Annotated in this window: 1 protein-coding gene (only partly in view); it reads left to right on the forward strand. The window is 60.9% G+C overall.

Annotation, left to right across the window (positions count from 1 at the left end; translation table 11 throughout):
* A protein-coding gene (locus tag EBA_RS19625) for a non-ribosomal peptide synthase/polyketide synthase (protein WP_192376280.1) crosses the window boundary here: on the forward strand, window positions 1-24,383 show its 5' portion. The gene runs 4,387 nt beyond the window's last position; only the first 24,383 of its 28,770 coding nucleotides appear in the window; it begins with the start codon at window positions 1-3; the stop codon falls past the right edge of the window.

The raw sequence follows: 24,383 nt of genomic DNA on the forward strand, positions 1-24,383 counted from the left end.
ATGACCCCAACCAGCGACCCCGGCCCCGCGCAGCGGGACTTGATTAAAAGCGCACTGCTGAAGATCGATGAGCTGCAAGCCAAGCTCAAGGCTTGCGTCGCCGAAAAAAACGAGGCCATTGCCATCGTCGGCATGGCCTGCCGCTTGCCCGGCGGGGTGAATAATCCCGAGGATTTTTGGCGGTTGCTGGACGAGGGCCGCGATGCCATCACCGAGGTGCCGGCGCAGCGTTGGGATATCGAGGCCTATTACGATGCCGATCCCGATGCCCCCGGCAAGATGAATACCCGTTATGGCGGTTTTATCGAGCAGGTCGAAGACTTCGATGCGCGTTTTTTCGCGATTTCCCCGCGCGAGGCGCAGTCGATGGATCCGCAGCAACGCTTGTTGCTGGAAGTGGCCTGGGAGGCGTTGGAGTTCGCCAATATTCCGCCCGAGCGCGTCTATGGCAGCGCCGCAGGGGTGTTTATCGGCATCATCGGTCAGGATTATGCCCAGCGTTTGTTCGCGCCGGCGCATCTGCAGCAGATCGATGCTTATGTCGGCACCGGCGCTTCGCAGGGCGTCGCGGCGGGGCGTTTGTCGTATTGTTTGGGTTTGACCGGTCCCAGTTTCAGTGTCGATACCGCCTGCTCTTCGTCGTTGGTGAGTTTGCATCTGGCCTGCGAGAGTTTGCGCCGCCGGGAATGCGAGCTGGCCTTGAGCGGCGGGGTGAATCTAATCCTGGAACCGGGGCTGAGCATTAATTTTTCCAAGGCGCGAATGATGGCGCCCGACGGCCGCTGTAAGAGCTTCGATAGTGGCGCGGACGGCTATGTGCGTGGCGAAGGCTGCGGGGTGCTGGTGCTGAAGCGCTTGAGCGATGCGCTGGCGGACGGCGACCGGGTGCTGGCGGTGGTGCGCGGTTCGGCGCTGAATCAGGATGGCCCCAGCGGCGGTCTGACGGTGCCCAGCGGCCCCGCGCAGGAACAGGTGATTCGCCAGGCGTTGCGCCATGCCGGCCTAAGCCCGGCGGCGGTGAGTTATGTCGAGGCCCACGGCACCGGCACGGCGCTGGGCGACCCGATTGAGTTGGGGGCCTTGGATCAGGTGTTTAGTCCGTCGCGTTCGGTGGACAATCCTTTGTATCTGGGCTCGGTCAAGACCAATGTCGGGCATTTGGAAGCCGCCGCCGGGGTGGCCGGGATCATCAAGCTGGTGCTGGCGCTGCAGCATGAATCGCTGCCGCGGCATTTGCATTGCCGGCAGCCGACGCCGCGTTTCCCCTGGGCCGATAAACCCTTGCGGGTGCTGCAGGCGTCACAGCCTTGGCAGCGAGGCGAACGGCCACGGATCGCCGGGATCAGCAGCTTCGGCTTCAGCGGCACCAATGCCCATGTCATCATTGAAGAGGCGCCGCTGGCGCTGTCCGCTCAATCCCTGCAATGGGATCAGGCAAAGCCGTCCAATCAGCCTATCGAAACTGCGGGGCCAGTCGATTTGATACCCGCTGTCGCCGCAACAGCAACAGCCGCTTCCGCTTCCGCCAGTCCGCCGCAGCCGTTGCTGGTGTTGAGCGCCCGCTCGGAGCCGGCGCTGCGGGCGCTGGCCCTGCGTTACCGGGATTTTCTGTACGCAAGCCCGAACCTCGCGCCGCTCGATCTGTGCGCCAGCGCCGCCACCGGTCGCAACCATTTCCCCTATCGTCTGGCGTTGAGCGCGGCGTCGATTGCCGCGTTTGCCGAGGCCTTGGCGGCGTTTGCCGACGCTAATCCGGTCGAGGGCTTGTTCACTCATCCGCTTCCGGCCACGACCGCGCCGGCCACAGCCTTTCTGTTTACCGGCCAGGGCGCGCAATATCCGGGCATGGGCCAGCGGCTGTATCAAACCCAGCCGCTGTTCCGTCAGGCCCTCGACGGTTGTGCCGAGCAGCTGCTGCCGTATTGTCCCGTGCCGCTGGTCGAGTTGCTGTTTGCGTCGACGGCGGCGGCACTCGACCAGACCGTTTACACCCAACCGGCGCTGTTCTGTCTGGAAATGGCGCTGGCCGAATTCTGGCAAGCGCTGGGCGTACGGCCTGCCGCGGTGTTGGGGCACAGCGTCGGCGAGTATGTGGCCGCCTGCGTGGCCGGGGTGTTCAGCCTAGCGGATGCGCTTAAATTGCTCTGCGCCCGGGCTCGGCTAATGCAGGCCTTGCCGGCTGGCGGCGCGATGGCGGCGGTGTTTGCCGATGAAACGCGAGTTACGCAAGTCCTGAGCGAACAGGCCGCCACGTTGGTCAACCGCTTGGCCATCGCCGCGATCAACGGCCCCGACAACGTGGTCATCTCGGGCGAGGAAGCCGCGCTGCAGCAAGTGCTGGAGACGCTGCAAACCCAACACATCGGCCATCGCCGGCTGCAGGTCTCCCACGCCTTCCACTCGCCGTTGATGGAACCGATGCTGGCGGCATTCGCCAAGGTCGCCGCCGAAGTCCATTTCCATGTGCCGCGGATACCCTTAATTTCCAATGTCAGCGGCCAACTGATCACCGAAGCCATCGCCACGCCGGCCTATTGGCTCGAACACATCCGCAAACCGGTGCGCTTTGCCGACAGCGTCGCCGCGTTAAAACAGCGGCGCATCTCACTACTGCTGGAAATCGGCCCCCATCCGGTGTTGCTGGGCATGGCCGCTTCGCTCTGCCCGGACGCGGTCTTGATCCCCGCCTTGCGGCAACACACCGCCGACGACCAACAAGTCAACCGCGCCCTGGGCCAGTTGTTTGTGCATGGCGAATCCATCGACTGGCCTAGCCTGTATCCAAAACACCGCCACCAGTCTCTGCAGTTGCCGACTTATCCTTTTCAACGCCAACGATTTTGGGTGGAGCGGAGTTTGCAACAACCCGCCGCCCCCGACTCCCCACTGCTATCCCTGCTGCAAGCCGGAAACGCCGAGGCGCTGAGCCAGTACCTGCAAAGCCAAGGCGAGCTGTCGGCGGACGAATTACGGTTGTTACCGAAACTGAGCGGCTTATTGATTCGCGGGCATCAATCCGTCAATGCCAATCTCGACAGCCTGTGCTACCGGCCGATCTGGCAGCAACAATCCCGCCTGAGCGCTTCAGCCTTAGCGCCCGGCGCCGCGCCAAGCCGGCCGTGGCTGATTTTCAGCAGCGACGAAGCCGCCGAGTTAACGCAGGGTTTCCAGGATGCCGGACTCACCGGTATCCGTGTCTCGCCGGGCAATCGCTATGCCCAGACCGCCAGCGATGTCTGGTCGCTTGATGCCGAGAATGCCGACGATTACCGGGTTTTGCTGGAGGCGATTCAGCCGCAAGCCATTGTCTATCTCTGGCCGTCCGCGCCGACACCGCCCGACGCTTTGGGCGAGGCGGCCTTGATGCAGGTCATTCTGCTGGCGCGTGCCGCCGCCTTGCAACCCGCGGTCAAACTTTGGCTGATCACGCCTTCGGCTAGCAATGCCGCGGACCATGCGCCCACCTCGCCCTTTCCCTGGCTGCTGACGGGTCTGGCCAGAAGTTTGTTTCTCGAATATCCCCAGCTCAAAGGCGGCGTGATTGACCTTGATCCCGGCGAAACCCCAGCCTTAATCCGCGAACTGCTCAATCCGGGCGACGAAGACGCCATCAGTCTGCGCGGCGGAAAACGCTATGTCGCCCGGCTGGCAGGCTACCCGCCACCCCCTGCCGCCGTTGTCCGCTGCAAAGCCGACGGCGCTTACCTGATTAGCGGCGGCCTGGGCGCACTCGGTTTAAAAACCGCGCGCTTTTTAGCCGAAAACGGCGCCGGCCAATTGATCCTGCTAGGCCGCAAGGCTCCTGGCGAAGCCGCTCGGGACACCCTGGACTTTATCCGGCAGCTGGGCGTGCAAGTGCGCCTGCTGCAGGCGGACAGCGGCGATGAAGCCGCCATGTCCGAGTTATTCAAGCAAATTGCCACCGGCGACTTTCGCCTCAAAGGCATCATCCACGCCGCCGGCGTCCTCAGCACCCGCAGCCTGAACGAGCTTGATCGCGAAGGTTTAAGTCAGGTACTGGCGCCCAAGCTTCGCGGTGCCTGGACTCTGCATCGCTTGAGCATGGACCTGCAACTGGATTTTTTTGTCCTTTACTCCTCGATTTCCGCGGTTTTGGGGACGGCGCAACTGGCCGCTTACACGGCGGCAAACGGCTTCCTGGACGGCCTGGCCGCGTATCGCCAAGGCCTGGGCCTGCCCGTGCTCAGCATCAACTGGGGACCGTGGCAAACCGGCGGCATGATCGCTGACGAGACCGCCACACAAGTCGCCGCCAGCGGCTTTACCCCGCTTGACGCCCACTCGGCGCTGGCGCTGTTCGGCCGTTTGCTGGCAAGCTCGCAAAGCCGCGTGGCCGTGGTCGATGCGGATTGGCCTCGCCTCAAGAGCTTGTATGAGATTCGCGGACCTCAACCCTTGCTGGCGCTGCTGGGGCAATCGCCCGCGGCAATGCCCACTGCGCCGAACGAAGTGCGAGATCAGTGGCTGCAAGCCGCTAGAGCAAAGCATCGTACTGACGAAGAACTGTTGGCAGCATTGTTCGCCGAAGTGCTGGGGCTGGATAGCGTCGGTCCTGACGATTCCTTCTTTGCGCTGGGCGGCGACTCTTTGTTGGCAACACAGTTGGTCAGCCGGGTACGCGAGGCGTTCTCACTGGAACTGCCCGCCAAAACCTTATTCGATGCCCCAAGCGTCGCACAATTGCTGATGTGCTTGCGCGACTTGCGCGGCGCCAGAGCAACGATTTCCGCACTCGCACGTCCCGAGCGCTTGCCGCTGTCGTATGCCCAGCAACGCTTGTGGTTTATTCACCGTCTGGAAGGCCCCAGTGCAACCTATAACATTCCTATCGCCCTGCGTTTAAGCGGTCAGTTGAATGTCGAGGCGCTCGAACAGGCGTTGCTCGATCTGCTGTCTCGTCATGAAGCCTTGCGCACCCGCTTCCCGGAGTTCGACGGTGTGGCTGCTCAGGCGATTGTGCCGGTTGCGGCTATTGGTTCGCTGTTGAAGCGCTGCCGGGTCACGGAAGCGGAGCTGGCTGAGCAGTTACAAACCGCCGCCGATACCGCGCTGGATATTAGCGTGGAGTTGCCGTTTCGGGCTTGGTTGTTTGCTTCGACTCCGCTCAGCACAAGTATCGATCCGCTTGGCACGGGTTCGTCGACTACCGAGCAACAGGTGTTGTTGATGCTGGTGCATCACATCGCCGCCGACGGTGCGTCGATGGCGGTGTTGGCCGACGATTTGACCTTGGCCTATAGCGCCCGTTGTCTGAACCAGGCGCCGGCTTGGGCGGATTTGCCGATTCAGTATGCCGATTATGCGCTGTGGCAGCGCCAGGCCTTGGGGACTGTGGACGATCCCGGCAGTCCGATGGCCCGGCAGTTGGGGTTCTGGAAGTCGGCTTTGGCCGGGATTGCCGATGAGTTGCTTCTGCCGACCGATAGACCCAGGCCGGCGGTCGCTTCCTATCGCGGCGGCACGGTGCCGCTTCGGCTGTCCGCCGGACTGCATCGGGCCTTGCTGACTTTGGCCCAGGCCGAGCAGGCGTCGCTGTTCATGCTGTTGCAGGCCACGTTGGCGGCGCTGTTGTCGCGCCTGGGGGCCGGCGAGGATATTGCGATTGGCACGCCGATCGCCGGCCGCACCGACCGGGCGATTGAGGGTTTGATCGGCTTTTTCGTGAATGCGCTGGTGTTGCGCTGCGATGTGTCGGGACGGCCTTCGTTACGCACGCTACTGCAACGCGTGCGGGCCTTCGATCTGGAGGCCTACGCGCATCAGGATTTGCCGTTCGAGTTGTTGGTCGATGCCTTGCAACCGGCGCGTTCGATGGCCCGCCATCCGCTGTTTCAGGTGATGCTGATATTGCAGAACACCGCTAAACCCCGCATGGCTTTGCCTGGCTTGCGCGTCGCCATGGAACCTTTGGCACACAGTGGCGCCAAGTTCGATCTAACCTTCGATTTGACAGAGCAGTTCGACGAACAAGGCGGGCCCTTGGGCTTATCCGGCACCGTAGAATTCAGCGCCGATCTGTTCGATGCCGAATCCGTCGAACGCTTAAGCAGCCGTTGGTTAAGGCTGATCGAACAGGCCGTGGCCCAACCCGATGCGCCCTTGTATCAGTGCGATATTCTGACCCCGGAAGAACACCATACGCTGCTGGAAAAATTCAACTCCGCCGCGCAGCCTGTTCCAAAAGCCACCTTGCCGGAACTGTTCGAAGCCCAAGTGGCGCGTGATCCGGCCGCCATTGCCTTGGTCTTTGGCGATCTGACACTCAGCTATGCCGAACTTAACGATCGCGCCAACCGGCTGGCGCATGCGCTGATTGCGCAAGGCGCGGGCCCGGAAGCGCTGATCGGCCTGTATCTGGAGCGTTCGTTCGAATTGCTGATTGCGCTGCTGGCGGTACTGAAAAGCGGCGCGGCTTATCTACCGCTGGATACTGACTATCCGATAGCGCGTATTGCAACCATGTTGGAGGATGCTTCGCCGCTACTGGTGATTACCTCGACAGCTATGGCCGATAGTTTGCCGGAAGGCTATAGGCACTTTCGGCTTGACGATTCGGCCACAACTGCCGACTTGGCGTTGCGGCCCGCCAATAATCCGAGCAATGCAAATCGACTGATGCCGCTTGACTCGCGTCAGCCGGCTTATGTGATCTTTACTTCCGGCTCGACCGGAAAACCGAAAGGTATCGCAATTAGCCATGGCGCGCTCAGCGTATTCCTGGCGTCGATCCAAGCAGTCGTTCATTGCGATGCGGCTGACCGCTGCTTAGCAATGACCACGATTGCCTTCGATATCGCCGTTCTTGAACTTTTCCTGCCGCTGTCTCGCGGCGCCTGCGTACTATTGAGCATGGGTTCGGAAAACAAGGATATTGCTGAATTCGCGCAATTTTTTGCTCGTCACCAACCGACTGTGATGCAAGCAACACCGAGCCATTGGCGAGCCTTGCTCGAAGCTCTGCCGGACAGTGACCCGCAACTCCGGGCCATTTGCGGCGGGGAAGCGCTACCGCAGGATCTGGCACAGGGCTTGTTGGCAAAAACCCGTTCGTTGGTCAATCTGTATGGCCCCACCGAAGCAACGGTCTGGGCGACCGCGCAGTCCGTCACTGAAACTACGTTGGCGAGGCAACGCACTCCATTGCTAGACATTGGTACGCCACTCGACCACTATCGCATTTACCTGCTGGACCCCACTCTGGAACCGGTGCCGGTCGGTGTCGCGGCTGAGTTGTACATCGCCGGCGCGGCGTTGGCCCGTGGGTATTTAAACCGTCCGGCCTTGACCGCCGAGCGCTTCGTCGCCGATCCGTTCTCGCCCGGCGCCCGGATGTACCGTTCCGGCGATTTGGCGCGCTGGCGCGAGGACGGCACGCTGGAGTTTTTGGGACGGGCCGACAGTCAGGTCAAGATTCGCGGTTTCCGCATCGAGCCCGGCGAGGTGGAGGCTTTGTTGCTGGCCTTGCCGGGGGTGGCGCAGGCGGCCGTGGTGGCCCGCGACGACGGCCTCGGTTTGCAGTTGGTGGCCTATTGGGTGCCGGCTGTCGGCGCCGAGCTGTCGACCCGGCTGTCTGACGAGTCGTTGCGCGCGGCCTTGGCGGCGCAGTTGCCGGATTATCTGCGGCCTTCGGCCTTTGTGAAGTTAGAGGCCTTGCCGTTGACGCCGAATGGCAAGCTGGATCGGCGCGCCTTGCCGGCACCGCAACGCGGCGGGGCCCGGTTTGTGGCGCCGGTTTCTTCGGAAGAAGCGCGTTTGGCGGCGTTGTTCGGCGAGGTGTTGGGGCTGGAGCGCGTTAGCGTGGCGGATTCGTTCTTTGCACTGGGCGGGCATTCCTTGCTGGCGACCCGTTTGGTCAGTCGGGTGCGCGAGGCATTTGCGCTGGAGCTGCCGATCCGGGCTTTATTTGAGGCGCCGACGGTGGCGCAATTGGCTTTACGTCTGCGTGATATGCTCGGTGCAAGAGCGCCGCTGCTGGCCTTGCCGCGCCCTGTGCGCTTGCCGTTGTCTTATGCGCAGCAACGCTTGTGGTTTATTCACCGTCTGGAAGGACCAAGCTCGACTTATAACATTCCTATCGCCTTGCGTTTAAGCGGTCAGTTGAATGTCGAGGCGCTCGAACAGGCGTTGCTCGATCTGCTGTCTCGTCATGAAGCCTTGCGCACCCGCTTCCCGGAGTTCGACGGTGTGGCTGCGCAGGCGATTGTGCCGGTTGCGGCTATTGGTTCTATTTTGAAGCGCTGCCGGGTCACGGAAGCGGAGCTGGCTGAGCAGTTACAAACCGCCGCCGATACCACGCTGGATATTAGCGTGGAGTTGCCGTTTCGGGCTTGGTTGTTTGCTTCGACTCCGCTCAGCACAAGTGTCGATCCGCTCAGCACAAGTGTCGATCCGCTCAGCACAAGTGTCGATCCGCTCAGCACCGACTCTTTAGGCCAGGAAGAGCAAGTATTGCTGCTACTGGTGCATCACATCGCCGCCGATGGTGCGTCGATGGCGGTGTTGGCGGACGATTTGACTTTGGCCTATAGCGCCCGTTGTCTGAACCAGGCGCCGGCTTGGGCGGATTTGCCGATTCAGTATGCCGATTATGCGCTGTGGCAGCGCCAGGCCTTGGGGGCGGTGGACGATCCCGGCAGTCCGATGGCCCGGCAGTTGGGGTTCTGGACGTCGGCTTTGGCCGGAATTGCCGATGAGTTGCTTCTGCCGACCGACAGGACCAGGTCGGCGGTCGCTTCCTATCGCGGCGGCACGGTGCCGCTTCGGCTATCCGCCGAACTGCATCGGGCCTTGCTGACTTTGGCCCAGGCCGAGCAGGCGTCGCTGTTCATGTTGTTGCAGGCCACGTTGGCGGCATTGTTATCGCGCCTGGGGGCCGGCGAGGATATTGCGATTGGCACGCCGATCGCCGGCCGCACCGACCGGGCGATTGAGGGTTTGATCGGCTTTTTCGTGAATGCGCTAGTGTTGCGCTGCGATGTGTCGGGACGGCCTTCGTTACGCACGCTACTGCAACGCGTGCGGGCCTTCGATCTGGAGGCCTATGCGCATCAGGATTTGCCGTTCGAGTTGTTGGTCGATGCCTTGCAACCGGCGCGTTCGATGGCCCGCCATCCGCTGTTTCAGGTGATGCTGATATTGCAGAACACCGCTAAACCCCGCATGGATTTACCTGGCTTGCGCGTCGCCATGGAACCTTTGGCACACAGTGGCGCCAAGTTCGATCTAACCTTCGATTTGACAGAGCAGTTCGACGAACAAGGCGGGCCCTTAGGCTTGAGTGGCGAGCTGGAATTCAGCCGCGATTTGTTCGATGTCGAATCCGTCGAACGCTTAAGCAGCCGTTGGTTAAGGCTGATCGAACAAGCCCTGGCCCAACCGGATGCGCCCTTGTATCAGTGCGATATTCTGACCCCGGAAGAACGCCATACGCTGCTGGATAAATTCAACCCCTCCCCGCTGCCTGTTCCCGAAGCCACCTTGCCGGAACTGTTCGAAGCCCAAGTCGCGCGTGATCCGGCCGCCATTGCCTTGGTCTTTGGTGATCTGACGCTCAGCTATGCCGAACTTAACGATCGCGCCAACCGGCTGGCTCATGCGCTGATTGCGCAAGGCGCGGGCCCGGAAGCGCTAATCGGCCTGTATCTGGAGCGTTCGTTCGAATTGCTGATTGCGCTGCTGGCGGTACTGAAAAGCGGCGCGGCCTACTTGCCGCTGGATCCGGACCATCCTCACGCCCGCGTGACCGCCATGCTGGAGGATGCAAGACCAATATGGGTGATCACGACGGCGACCCTGGCCGAACGCTTGCCCACGAACTGCCTGGCGATGCGGCTGGATGATCCGGCCATAGTGGCCGATTTGGCCTTGCGTCCCGCCGATAATCCGAGCAATGCTCATCGCTTGACGCCGCTCAGCCCACTGCATCCGGCCTATGTGCTGTTTACTTCCGGTTCAACCGGGCAGCCGAAGGGGGTGATGATTGCTCATCGGTCGCTAGTCAACCATATGGGCTGGATGCAACAGGCTTACCCGCTTGGTTCGCAGGAGAGGGTGCTCGGCAGAACCGCCGCCACCTTCGATGCCTCGGTCTGGGAACTTTGGCTACCGTTACTGGCCGGGGCCACGCAAGTGTTGATTTCGGCTCAGCAACTCCGCGACGACCAGTCGTTGTTTGAACAGCTCGACCAGCATCAGGTACAGATTGCCCAGTTCGTGCCTTCGCTGCTAGCGTCGTTCCTGGCCGAACATGGCCGCAAGCCCAAGGCGCTACGCCAGGTATTTTGCGGCGGCGAGGCCTTATCGACCGAGCTCACCCGCCGCGTGTTGGAGCGTTGGCAGTTAGGCGTTGTCAATTTATACGGGCCGACCGAGACCACGATCCAGGTGACGCATTATGCGGCACAAGGCCCGTCTGTCAACGGCCCGACCATCCCCATCGGCTCGCCGATCCGCAATACCCGCATTTACCTGCTGGACCCCACCCTGGAACCGGTGCCGGTCGGTGTCGCGGCTGAGTTGTACATCGCCGGCGCGGCGTTGGCCCGTGGCTATTTAAACCGTCCGGCCTTGACCGCCGAGCGCTTCGTCGCCGATCCGTTCTCGCCCGGTGCCCGGATGTACCGTTCCGGCGATTTGGCGCGCTGGCGCGAGGACGGCACGCTGGAGTTTTTGGGACGGGCCGACAGTCAGGTCAAGATTCGCGGTTTCCGCATCGAGCCCGGCGAGGTGGAGGCTTTGTTGCTGGCCTTGCCGGGGGTGGCGCAGGCGGCCGTGGTGGCCCGCGACGACGGCCTCGGTTTGCAGTTGGTGGCCTATTGGGTGCCGGCTGTCGGCGCCGAGCTGTCGACCCGGCTGTCTGACGAGTCGTTGCGCGCGGCCTTGGCGGCGCAGTTGCCGGATTATCTGCGGCCTTCGGCCTTTGTGAAGTTAGAGGCCTTGCCGTTGACGCCGAATGGCAAGCTGGATCGGCGCGCCTTGCCGACACCGCAACGCGGCGGGGCCCGGTTTGTGGCGCCGGTTTCTTCGGAAGAAGCGCGTTTGGCGGCGTTGTTCGGCGAGGTGTTGGGGCTGGAGCGCGTTAGCGTGGCGGATTCGTTCTTTGCACTGGGCGGGCATTCCTTGCTGGCGACCCGTTTGGTCAGTCGGGTGCGCGAGGCATTTGCGCTGGAGCTGCCGATCCGGGCTTTATTTGAGGCGCCGACGGTGGCGCAATTGGCTTTACGTCTGCGTGATATGCTCGGTGCAAGAGCGCCGCTGCTGGCCTTGCCGCGCCCTGTGCGCTTGCCGTTGTCTTATGCGCAGCAACGCTTGTGGTTTATTCACCGTCTGGAAGGACCAAGCTCGACTTATAACATTCCTATCGCCTTGCGTTTAAGCGGTCAGTTGAATGTCGAGGCGCTCGAACAGGCGTTGCTCGATCTGCTGTCTCGTCATGAAGCCTTGCGCACCCGCTTCCCGGAGTTCGACGGTGTGGCTGCGCAGGCGATTGTGCCGGTTGCGGCTATTGGTTCTATTTTGAAGCGCTGCCGGGTCACGGAAGCGGAGCTGGCTGAGCAGTTACAAACCGCCGCCGATACCACGCTGGATATTAGCGTGGAGTTGCCGTTTCGGGCTTGGTTGTTTGCTTCGACTCCGCTCAGCACAAGTGTCGATCCGCTCAGCACAAGTGTCGATCCGCTCAGCACAAGTGTCGATCCGCTCAGCACCGACTCTTTAGGCCAGGAAGAGCAAGTATTGCTGCTACTGGTGCATCACATCGCCGCCGATGGTGCGTCGATGGCGGTGTTGGCGGACGATTTGACTTTGGCCTATAGCGCCCGTTGTCTGAACCAGGCGCCGGCTTGGGCGGATTTGCCGATTCAGTATGCCGATTATGCGCTGTGGCAGCGCCAGGCCTTGGGGGCGGTGGACGATCCCGGCAGTCCGATGGCCCGGCAGTTGGCGTTCTGGAAGTCGGCTTTGGCCGGGATTGCCGATGAGTTGCCGCTACCGACCGACAGGCCCAGGCCGGCGGTCGCTTCCTATCGCGGCGGCACGGTGCCGCTTCGGCTATCCGCCGAACTGCATCGGGCCTTGCTGACTTTGGCCCAGGCCGAGCAGGCGTCGCTGTTCATGCTGTTGCAGGCCACGTTGGCGGCATTGTTGTCGCGCCTGGGGGCCGGCGAGGATATTGCGATTGGCACGCCGATCGCCGGCCGCACCGACCGGGCGATCGAGGGTTTGATCGGCTTTTTCGTGAATGCGCTGGTGTTGCGCTGCGATGTGTCGGGACGGCCTTCGTTACGCACGCTACTGCAACGTGTGCGGGCCTTCGATCTGGAGGCCTACGCGCATCAGGATTTGCCGTTCGAGTTGTTGGTCGATGCCTTGCAACCGGCGCGTTCGATGGCCCGCCATCCGCTGTTTCAGGTGATGCTGGCCTTGCAAAATACCGCCCGTCCGCGCATGGCTTTGCCGGGGCTGACGCTGGCACTGGAACCCTTGGCGCACCACGGCGCCAAGTTCGATTTGTTGGTGAGTTTGGCCGAGCATTACGATGATCAGGGCGAACCCTTGGGCTTAAGCGGCGAGCTGGAATTCAGCCGCGATCTGTTCGATGCCGAATCCGTCGAACGAATAAGCAGCCGTTGGTTAAGGCTGATCGAACAGGCCCTGGCCCAGCCCGATGCGCCCTTGTATCAGTGCGATATTCTGACCCCGGAAGAACGCCATACGCTGCTGGAAAAATTCAACCCCGCCGCGCAGCCTGTTCCAAAAGCCACCTTGCCGGAACTGTTCGAAGCCCAAGTGGCGCGTGATCCGGCCGCCATTGCCTTGGTCTTTGGCGATCTGACACTCAGCTATGCCGAACTTAACGATCGCGCCAACCGGCTGGCGCATGCGCTGATTGCGCAAGGCGCGGGCCCGGAAGCGCTAATCGGCCTGTATCTGGAGCGTTCGTTCGAATTGCTGATTGCGCTGCTGGCGGTACTGAAAAGCGGTGCGGCCTACTTGCCGCTGGATCCTGATCATCCCCAAGCCCGCGTGGCCGCCATGCTGGAGGATGCAAGACCAATATGGGTGATCACGACGGCGACGCTGGCCGAACGCTTGCCCACGAACTGCCTGGCGATGCGGCTGGATGATCCGGCCATAGTGGCCGATTTGGCCTTGCGTCCCGCCGATAATCCGAGCAATGCCCATCGCTTGACGCCGCTCAGCCCGCTGCATCCGGCCTATGTGCTGTTTACTTCCGGTTCGACCGGGCAGCCGAAGGGGGTGATGGTTGCTCACAGGTCGCTAGTCAACCATATGGGCTGGATGCAACAGGCTTACCCGCTCGGTTCGCAGGAGAGGGTGCTCGGCAGAACCGCCGCCACCTTCGATGCCTCGGTCTGGGAACTTTGGCTACCATTACTGGCCGGAGCCACGCAAGTGTTGATCTCGGCTCAGCAACTCCGCGACGACCAGTCGCTGTTTGAACAGCTCGACCGGCATCAGGTACAGATTGCCCAATTCGTGCCTTCGCTGCTAGCGTCGTTCCTGGCCGAACACGACCGCAAGCCCAAGGCGCTACGCCAGGTATTTTGCGGCGGCGAGGCCTTATCGACCGAGCTCGCCCGCCGCGTGTTGGAGCGTTGGCAGCTAGGCGTTGTCAATTTATACGGGCCGACCGAGACCACGATCCAGGTGACGCATTATGCGGCACAAGGCCCGTCTGTCAACGGCCCGACCATCCCCATCGGCTCGCCCATCCGCAATACCCGCATTTACCTGCTGGACCCCACTCTGGAACCGGTGCCGGTCGGTGTCGCGGCTGAGTTGTACATCGCCGGCGCGGCGTTGGCCCGTGGGTATTTAAACCGTCCGGCCTTGACTGCCGAGCGTTTCGTCGCCGATCCGTTTTCGCCCGGTGCCCGGATGTACCGTTCCGGCGATCTGGCGCGCTGGCGCGAGGACGGCACGCTGGAGTTTTTGGGACGGGCCGACAGTCAGGTCAAGATTCGCGGTTTCCGCATCGAGCCCGGCGAGGTGGAGGCTTTGTTGTTGGCCTTGCCGGGGGTGGCGCAGGCGGCTGTGGTGGCCCGCGACGACGGCCTCGGTTTGCAGTTGGTGGCCTATTGGGTGCCGGCTGTCGGCGCCGAGCTGTCTACCTATCAATCCGACGCGTCGTTGCGCGCGGCCTTGGCGGCGCAGTTGCCGGACTATCTGCGGCCGTCGGCCTTTGTGAAGTTAGAGGCCTTGCCGTTGACGCCGAATGGCAAGCTGGATCGGCGGGCCTTGCCGGCACCGCAACGCGGCGGGGCCCGGTTTGTGGCGCCGGTTTCTTCGGAAGAGGCGCGTTTGGCGGCGTTGTTCGGCGAGGTGTTGGGGCTGGAGCACGTCAGTGTGGCGGATTCGTTCTTTGCGCTGGGCGGCGATAGTATTCTGTCCATTCAGTTGGTCAGCCGCGCCCGGCGCGTTGGGCTAGAGATTCGGCCACGCGATGTGTTCGAGCATCCCTGCGTCGCCGATCTCGCAAAGATTGCCGGGACGACGCTTAGCAATAAGCCATCCACCGTCTTCGAAGTCAGCGGGCCGTTTCCGCCTACGCCGATAATGGCCCGCTTTCTGAGCGCGGAAGGCCCAGGCAACGGCTTCTACCAAGCCATGCTAATCCAGTTGCCCGCACACATCGAAGCCGAACAGCTCAACGCCATCCTACAGGCCATGGCCGATCACCATGCCCTGTTAAGTGCTCATTTCATGCGTAGTGAAAACGGGGCATGGCAGGGGGTGATACCGCCAAAAACAGTCACCGCCAATAGCCGCCTACAGCGTATTGATCTGCGCGACATGGAAGCGTTAAGTCGGCAGCAGCGTCTAAACGAAGCGATTAATCAAGCCGCCGGTCGACTCGATCCGGCAAACGGTTTGCTTTTCGAGGCGCTGTGGCTTTCGCTGCCCGAAGGGGAACGCTTGTTGTGGATCATCCATCACTTAACCGTCGACGGTGTCTCCTGGCGCATTCTACTGTCAGATCTGGACGCGGCATGGCAAGCCATTTGCCGTCAGCAACCCATCGTGCTGGAACCGGTCACCACGCCGTTTAGAATCTGGGCGCAACGGCTACAGGAATACGCGCTGTCCGCCGTCATCGCTGCGGAACTAGCGGCCTGGAAATCCATTCTTGCCCGGGGCGTACCGTTATTACCGGGCATTATCCTGGATACGCAGCGGGATACCACGGCGACCAGCCAAACCTTTTCGGTTTCCCTAAATCCCGCGCTGACCTTGGCGCTAATGACCGATATACCCGCGGCCTTTTATGCCCAAATCAACGATGTGCTGCTGACCGCACTGGCCGTGGCCGTCGCCGCGTGGCGACCCGCAAGCAAGCCGGGAGTGTTGATCGATCTTGAGGGCCATGGCCGCGAACCCTTCGCTGACGATCTCGATCTTTCGCGCACAGTCGGCTGGTTCACAACCCTATACCCTGTGAGCTTATCGTTGGCGGGCATCGATATTGATGCCGCGTTGCGTGGCGAAGCGGACATGGGCTTAGCGCTAAAGCAAGTCAAGGACCAGTTGCGTGCCATACCCGGCCGCGGCCTGGGTTTCGGCTTGCTACGTTATCTGCAGCCTAACGAGGGACAAACTCTGGCAGACCTACCCTCACCGCAACTGGCTTTTAATTATCTGGGCCGGTTTGCGGCGGGAATTAACCAAGACTGGTGCATCGCCACCGATGGCAATGGACTGAGCGGCGGCGCGGATGCCGAGATGCCTGTCACGCATGCCACAACCGTCAACGCGGTCATCGTCGACGGCCCGGAAGGCGCGACGCTTTCGGCACATTGGTGTTGGGCGACTCGCCATCTTGACGAACAGAGCATCGCGAAACTGGCCGAACATTGGCAACACGCCTTGCGAGCGCTGGTGTCACATACCCGGCAAGAGGGAGCCGGCGGCCATTCGCCGGCTGATTTTCCGTTACTCGCGCTGTCCCAGCCACAGGTGAGCGCGCTTGAACAGCGTTATCCACAGCTGGAAACCCTATGGCCTTTATCGCCGCTGCAAGAAGGCTTGCTGTTCCACGCCCTGTTCGATAGCACAGAGGCGGACCTCTACAGCGTCCAAACGGCGATTGACCTGACTGGCAACTTGGAAGCGGAGCGTTTGCGCAACGCCTGTGCGGCCTTGTTACAACGTCATGCCGTGCTGCGTACCGGCTTTGTCCACCAAGGCCAAACCCCGTTGCAAGTTGTCGTGTCTCAGCCCCCCCTGCCTTGGCAATACCAGGATTTGAGCGATCTTGAAGCGGCGCAGCAATCGCAACGTGCCGCAGCCGTGGCCGCCGAATTGCGGACTAACCGTTTCACTATTGACCAGCCGCCGTTGATTCGTTTCACTGTGCTCACGCTCGGACCACAACGGCATCGTTTACTGGTCACCAATCACCACTTGATATTGGACGGTTGGTCGACACCTATTCTGTTAAAGGAACTCTTCAGCCTGTATCGCGACTCCAGCGGCCAAAACACGCTGTCACCAGTATCCAGCTATGGCGACTATCTCGCTTGGCTGCAAGCGCAACAGCGGCCCCAGGCTCATAGCGCTTGGCGAGCCTACCTCGCAGGCCTTGACACACCCTGCCTGATCGCGCCTGAACGCTCCGACCAAGCCATAAACCAGACTCCCCACCAATGGCGGCATAATTTTCCGCAAACCATTAGCCGGGCAATGCACGATTTTGCCCGCAAGCATGACATCACCCTCAATACCTTGTTCCAGGGCGCCTGGGCCTTGCTGCTGAGTCGTATGACCGGACAGCGGGAGGTGATTTTTGGTATCACCGTATCGGGACGTCCAGCCGAACTGCCCGGCGTAGAGCAAATGGTCGGACTGATGATCAACACCGTGCCGCTACGGGTAATCGTACCGGCCAATCAAACGCTTGCCGCGTGGCTTGGCGGACTACAAGCGCGCCAGGCTGGTTTGTTGGACTTTGGCTACCTCGGCCTCACGGAAATCCAGCATATCGCCGGCGACCTTAAGCCTTTGTTCGACACTCTACTGGTATTTGAGAACTACCCGATAGACCGCGCCGCCATCAAACAAGGTATCGGCGACCTTAAAATTAGCCATATTGCCGGCCACGACGCCACCCATTATCCGCTCGCGCTGATGGTCGCCCCCGGCGAGCAAATCGAACTGCGTCTGGAATTCGACCCGGCACTCTTTGACGACCGTCAAGGCCGGCGGCTTGGACAGCATCTAATTCGCCTGATCGAGCAGTCCATCGCCCAAGCGGACGCGCCGCTGTATCGCATTAATATACTGACAGCCGATGAGCGCCATACCTTACTGGAAGAATTTAACGCCACGGCCCAGCCTATCTCCAACATCACCTTGCCGGAACTGTTCGAGACTAGGGCTAATTCCGATCCGACCGCTACCGCACTGATCTTTGCCGATCAGGTGCTGAGCTACGGCGAACTCAACGCCCGTGCCAACCGGCTGGCACATGCGCTGATTGCGCAAGGCGCTGGCCCGGAAGCCTTGATCGGCCTGTGTCTGGAACGCTCGTTCGAGCTAATTATTGCGCTGCTGGCGGTACTAAAAAGCGGAGCGGCCTACTTGCCGCTGGATCCTGAATATCCCAAAGCCCGTCTGCAAGTCATGTTGCAGGATGCCTCGCCTTTACTGGTGATTAGCACATCGGCAATGGCGGTGACGTTGCCGGACACTTGTGCGCGCTTGCTGCTAAACGATCCGTCTACACTCACCGGCTTAGCGCTAAAACCGCAAAGTAATCCCTCGAACGTGGACCGTTTAACGCCACTAAGCCCGCTGCATCCGGCTTATGTGATCTTTACTTCCGGCTCGACCGGTAAGCCGAAGGGCGTGATGATGAGCCAGCAAGCCCTGGTCAATCTGCTCGAATGGCAAACGCAACACGGCGTTTTAGACAGCAAACTGCGCACCCTGCAATTGACCTCGGCCAATTTCGACGTGTCGTTCCAGGAAATTTTTGGCGCCTGGAAAACCGGCAGTGCCTTAGTTTTGGTGCCGGATGAAGTTCGCCGCGAACCGCAACAATTGCTCGATGTATTGAGCAATCATGCGATTGAACGGCTGTTTATCCCGATAGCCGCGCTGAATAATATCGCCGAGCTAAGCGCCAATCTCGACCTATCCTCGCTGCCGTTGCGGGAAGTCATTTGCGCCGGCGAACAATTAAAAGTCACTCCGGCCCTGCGGAGATTTTTTACCCAGACCGGCAACAGCCTATTGCACAACCACTACGGCCCTAGTGAAAGCCATGTCGTCACTGCTTACACCCTTGCTCAAGATAGTGCGCATTGGCAGGAAATGCCGCCCATCGGCACACCCATCCGCAATACCCGCATTTACCTACTAGACCCCACCCTGGAACCGGTGCCGGTCGGTGTCGCGGCTGAGTTGTACATCGCCGGTGCGGCGTTGGCCCGTGGCTATTTAAACCGTCCGGCCTTGACCGCCGAGCGCTTCGTCGCCGATCCGTTCTCGCCCGGTGCCCGGATGTACCGTTCCGGCGATTTGGCGCGCTGGCGCGAGGACGGCACGCTGGAGTTTTTGGGACGGGCCGACAGTCAGGTCAAGATTCGCGGTTTCCGCATCGAGCCCGGCGAGGTGGAGGCTTTGTTGTTGGCCTTGCCTGGTGTGGCGCAGGCGGCTGTGGTGGCCCGCGACGACGGCCTCGGTTTGCAGTTGGTGGCCTATTGGGTGCCGGCCGTCGGCGCCGAGCTGTCTACCTATCAATCCGACGCGTCGTTGCGCGCGGCCTTGGCGGCGCAGTTGCCGGACTATCTGCGGCCGTCTGCCTTTGTGAAGTTAGAGGCCTTGCCGTTGACGCCGAATGGCAAGCTGGATCGGCGCGCCTTGCCGACACCGCAACGCGGCGGGGCCCGGTTTGTGGCGCCGATTTCTTCGGAAGAAGCGCGTTTGGCGGCGTTGTTCGGCGAGGTGTTGGGGCTGGAGCACGTCAGTGTGGCGGATTCGTTCTTTGCACTGGGCGGGCATTCCTTGCTGGCGACCCGTTTGGTCAGTCGGGTGCGCGAGGCATTTGCGCTGGAGCTGCCGATCCGGGCTTTATTTGAGGCGCCGACGGTGGCGCAATTGGCTTTACGTCTGCGTGATATGCTCGGTGCAAGAGCGCCGCTGCTGGCCTTGCCGCGCCCTGTGCGCTTGCCGTTGTCGTATGCCCAGCAACGCTTGTGGTTTATTCACCGTCTGGAAGGCCCCAGTGCAACCTATAACATTCCTATCGCCCTGCGTTTAAGCGGTCAGTTGAATGTCGAGGCGCTCGAACAGGCGTTGCTCGATCTGCTGTCTCGTCATGAAGCCTTGCGCACCCGCTTCCCGGAGTTCGACGGTGTGGCTGCGCAGGCGATTGTGCCGGTTGCGGCTATTGGTTCTTTTTTGAACCGCTGCCGGGTCACGGAAGCGGAGCTGGCTGAGCAGTTACAAACCGCCGCCGATACCGCGCTGGATATTAGCGTGGAGTTGCCGTTTCGGGCTTGGTTGTTTGCTTCGACTCCGCTCAGCACAAGTGTCGATCCGCTCAGCACACGTGTCGATCCGCTCAGCACCGACTCTTTAGGCCAGGAAGAGCAAGTATTGCTGCTACTGGTGCATCACATCGCCGCCGATGGTGCGTCGATGGCGGTGTTGGCGGACGATTTGACTTTGGCCTATAGCGCCCGTTGTCTGAACCAGGCGCCGGCTTGGGCGGATTTGCCGATTCAGTATGCCGATTATGCGCTCTGGCAGCGCCAGGCCTTGGGGGCGGTGGACGATCCCGGCAGTCCGATGGCCCGGCAGTTGGCGTTCTGGACGTCGGCTTTGGCCGGGATTGCCGATGAGTTGCTTCTGCCGACCGATAGACCCAGGCCGGCGGTCGCTTCCTATCGCGGCGGCACGGTGCCGCTTCGGTTGTCCGCCGAACTGCATCGGGCCTTGCTGACTTTGGCCCAGGCCGAGCAGGCGTCGCTGTTCATGCTGTTGCAGGCCACGTTGGCGGCGCTGTTGTCGCGCTTGGGGGCCGGCGAGGATATTGCGATTGGCACGCCGATTGCCGGCCGCACCGACCGGGCGATCGAGGGTTTGATCGGCTTTTTCGTGAATGCGCTGGTGTTGCGCTGCGATGTGTCGGGACGGCCTTCGTTACGCACGCTACTGCAACGCGTGCGGGCCTTCGATCTGGAGGCTTACGCGCATCAGGATTTGCCGTTCGAGTTGTTGGTCGATGCCTTGCAACCGGCGCGTTCGATGGCTCGCCATCCGCTGTTTCAGGTGATGCTGGCCTTGCAGAATACCGCCCGTCCGCGCATGGCTTTGCCGGGGCTGACGCTGGCACTGGAACCCTTGGCGCACCACAGCGCCAAGTTCGATTTGTTGGTGAGTTTGGCCGAGCATTACGATGAGCAGGGCGAACCCTTGGGCTTGAGCGGCGAGCTGGAATTCAGCCGCGATCTGTTCGATGCCGAATCCGTCGAACGCTTAAGCAGCCGTTGGTTAAGGCTGATCGAACAGGCCGTGGCCCAACCGGATGCGCCCTTGTATCAGTGCGATATTCTGACCCCGGAAGAACACCATACGCTGCTGGAAAAATTCAACCCCGCCCCGCAGCCTGTTCCCGAAGCCACCTTGCCGGAACTGTTCGAAGCCCAAGTGGCGCGTGATCCGGCCGCCATTGCCTTGGTCTTCGGCGATCTGACACTCAGCTATGCCGAACTTAATGATCGCGCCAACCGGCTGGCGCACTATCTGCAAACCCTGGGCGTCGGACCGAATACCTTGGTCAGCATTTGCGTGGAACGTTCGCTGGACATGCTGGTGGGCGTGCTGGCCATACTCAAAGCCGGTGGCGCTTATCTGCCGCTGGCGCCCGATTACCCTCGGGATCGTTTGCGCTTTATGCTGGATGACGCAGCGGTATCGGTGCTATTGACCCAGGAACGACTGCTGGCCGCGTTACCGACCAAAGAGCTACGCGTAGTGTGCCTGGATCGCGATCTAGCGCTATTTTCCGCCGGCAACCGCGGCATGCCGCCCTGTAAGGCGCAAGCCGACGATCTTGCTTATCTGATCTATACCTCCGGCTCCACCGGTCAACCCAAAGGCGTCGCCGTCAGCCACCGAAATGTAGTGCGTTTGGTGCGCTCGAACGGCTGCTTGAGTTTCGATAGCCACGAAGTATTTTTGCAACTGGCTCCGCTGGCCTTCGATGCTTCTACGCTGGAAATCTGGGCGGCGCTGTTGAACGGCGGTCGCTTGGTGCTAATGCCGCCGGGTCAATCCAGTCTGGAAGACATTGGCCGTCACATTCGTAACTATGAGGTGACCACCTTGTGGCTGACGGCGGGGCTGTTCCATTTGATGGTGGATGAACGACTGGCAGATTTAAGCGGTGTGCGACGCCTGTTTGCCGGTGGAGAAGCCTTGTCCGTACCCCACGTACAGAAGGCCAGAGCAGTGTTGGGAGACAACCGGATTATCAACGGCTATGGGCCGACCGAAAACACCACCTTTACCAGCTGCTATCCGGTAGCGTCCGCCGATGCCATCTGCTCATCGGTGCCCATCGGCAAACCGATCGCCAACACTCGCGCGTATGTTCTGGACAACGCCCTGCTACCGGTGCCGGTGGGCGTGACCGGCGAGTTATATACCAGCGGCTTCGGCCTTGCCCGGGGCTATCTAAACCGCCCGGCCCTTAGCGCCGAACGCTTTGTCGCCGATCCGTTTTCGTCAATTCCCGGAGCCAGGATGTATCGTAGCGGCGATTTGGCGCGCTGGCGCGAAGACGGCAATCTGGAGTTTTTGGGGCGGGCCGACGGCCAAGTGAAAATTCGCGGTTTCCGTATCGAACCCGGCGAAATTGAAACGGCATTACTGGCCGTGGCAGAGGTCATGCAAGCCGCGGTGGTAGCCCGCGACGACGGGCTCGGTTTGCAGTTGGTGGCGTATTGGGTGCCATCCCTTGGCGCGGATTTAACCAACGAAACGTTGCGTCGGCTATTAGCCGAGCAGTTACCGGACTACATGCTGCCTTCGGCCTTTGTGGCGCTGGAAGCTTTACCGCTGACCGCCAACGGCAAGTTGAACCGTCGCGCCTTGCCTGAACCGGAACGCGGCAAATATGCATTTGTGCCGCCCGCTTCGCCCGAAGAACTGTCCTTGGCGGCACTATTTGGCGAGTTACTGGGTCTGGATCGCGTCAGTATTACCGACTCCTTTTTTGTGCTGGGGGGACATTCGCTGCTGGCAACCCGCTTGGTCAGCAGGATACGTGAAACGTTTGCCGTGGAAATGCCGATCCGGGCGATATTTGAGGCGCCCACCGTGGCGCAATTAGCCATGCATCTGCACGATTTGCGTAGCGCCAGATCGCCCCTGGTCGCATTGCCGCGTCCCGAACGCTTGCCGCTGTCTTATGCGCAGCAACGCTTGTGGTTTATTCACCGTCTGGAAGGCCCTAGTGCAACCTATAACATACCTATCGCTCTGCGTTTAAACGGGCATCTGGATGCCGACGCGCTTGAGCGGGCTTTGTTCGATCTAGTAGCGCGTCATGAAGCCTTGCGTACACGCTTCCCCGAATTCGAGGGCGTGGCCGAGCAGGCGATTGTGCCGGTCGCCGACATTGGTTCGCTGCTGAGCCGCTGTCAGGTTACCGAGCTGGAATTACCCGCTCGCTTGCAACAGGCCGCCGATACCGCGTTGGATATTAGCGTGGAGCTGCCGTTTCGGGCTTGGTTGTTTGCTTCGGCTCCGCTCAGCACAAGTGTCGATCCGCTTGGCACCGACTCTTTAGGCCAGGAAGAGCAAGTATTGCTGATACTGGTCCACCACATCGCCGCCGATGGTTCGTCGATGGCGGTGTTAGCCGACGACTTGAGCTTGGCTTATAAGGCCCGCTGTCTAAATCAGGCACCGACATGGGCGGATTTGCCGATTCAGTATGCCGATTATGCGCTCTGGCAACGTCGAGCCTTGGGTGCGGTGAATGATCCAAACAGTCCGATGGCCAAACAGTTGGCATTCTGGAAAATGGCCTTGGCCGGGATTGCCGATGAGTTGCCTCTGCCGACCGACAGGCCCAGGCCGGCAGTCAGTTCCTATCGCGGCGGCACGGTGCCGATTCGGCTGTCCGCCGAACTGCATCGGGCCTTGCTGACCCTGGCCCAGGCCGAGCAGGCTTCGCTGTTCATGCTGTTGCAGGCCACGTTGGCGGCGCTGTTGTCGCGCCTGGGCGCCGGCGATGACATTCCTATCGGTGCGCCAATCGCCGGCCGAACCGATCAGGCCATTGAAGGTTTGATCGGCTTTTTCGTCAATACGCTGGTATTGCGCACCGACCTGTCGGGACGGCCTTCTCTGCGTACCGTATTGCAACGGGTGCGAGCATTCGACCTGGAAGCTTATGAGCATCAGGATTTGCCGTTCGAACTGTTGGTCGATGCCTTGCAACCTGCCCGCTCGATGGCCCGCCATCCGCTATTCCAGGTGATGTTGGTGCTACAAAACACCGTCAATGCGCGCCCGGATTTGCCGGGAATCAGCGTAGCCCTGGAACCTCTGGTAGGCTCCAGCGCCAAGTTCGACCTGTCGATCAATTTGGCGGAACAATACGGACCCAACGGCGAAGCCTTGGGTTTAACCGGCGTATGGGAATTCAGTAGCGACTTGTTCGATGCCGACACCGTCGAGCGCTTTAGCCGCCGCTGGTTAAGCCTGATCGAGCAGGCCGTGATGCAAGCGGATGCGCCGCTGCATCAATGCGATATTTTGCCGGCACAAGAACGCTGCATGCTGCTTAACAATCAAACTTATGTTCTGGACAATGCATTGCAACCGGTACCGGTCGGTGTAATCGGCGAGTTATATACCGGCGACATCGGTTTTGCCCGCGCTTATCTCAACAATCCGGTTTTCTGCGCCGAACGCTTTGTCGCCGATCCTTTCTCCGCCATTCCCGGTTCACGAATGTACCGTACCGGCGACTGGGTGCGCCGGCGTAAAGACGGTAATCTGGAATTTATCGGTCGTGTCGATGCCCCTGTAAAAGTTCGCGGCTTCATGCCCATCGAAGCGGCCGAACCAAAAAACGCTTTCACCCAGTCGCCGACGCCGACCGAATCGACCTTGGCCGAAATCTGGTGCGAAGTACTGCACTTGCAACACATAGACCGGCGGGATAATTTCTTCGCGTTGGGCGGACATTCGCTGCTGGCGACCCAAATGGTTTCGCGGATTCAGCGAGACCTTGGCATCGTCATGCCTTTCCGTACGCTGTTCGAAAATCCAACGCTGTGCGCGCTGGCTGAATATCTCGCCCAATGCCGGACCCGAGGCGA

The organism is Methylomonas albis, assembly GCF_014850955.1.
Lineage (GTDB): Bacteria > Pseudomonadota > Gammaproteobacteria > Methylococcales > Methylomonadaceae > Methylomonas > Methylomonas albis.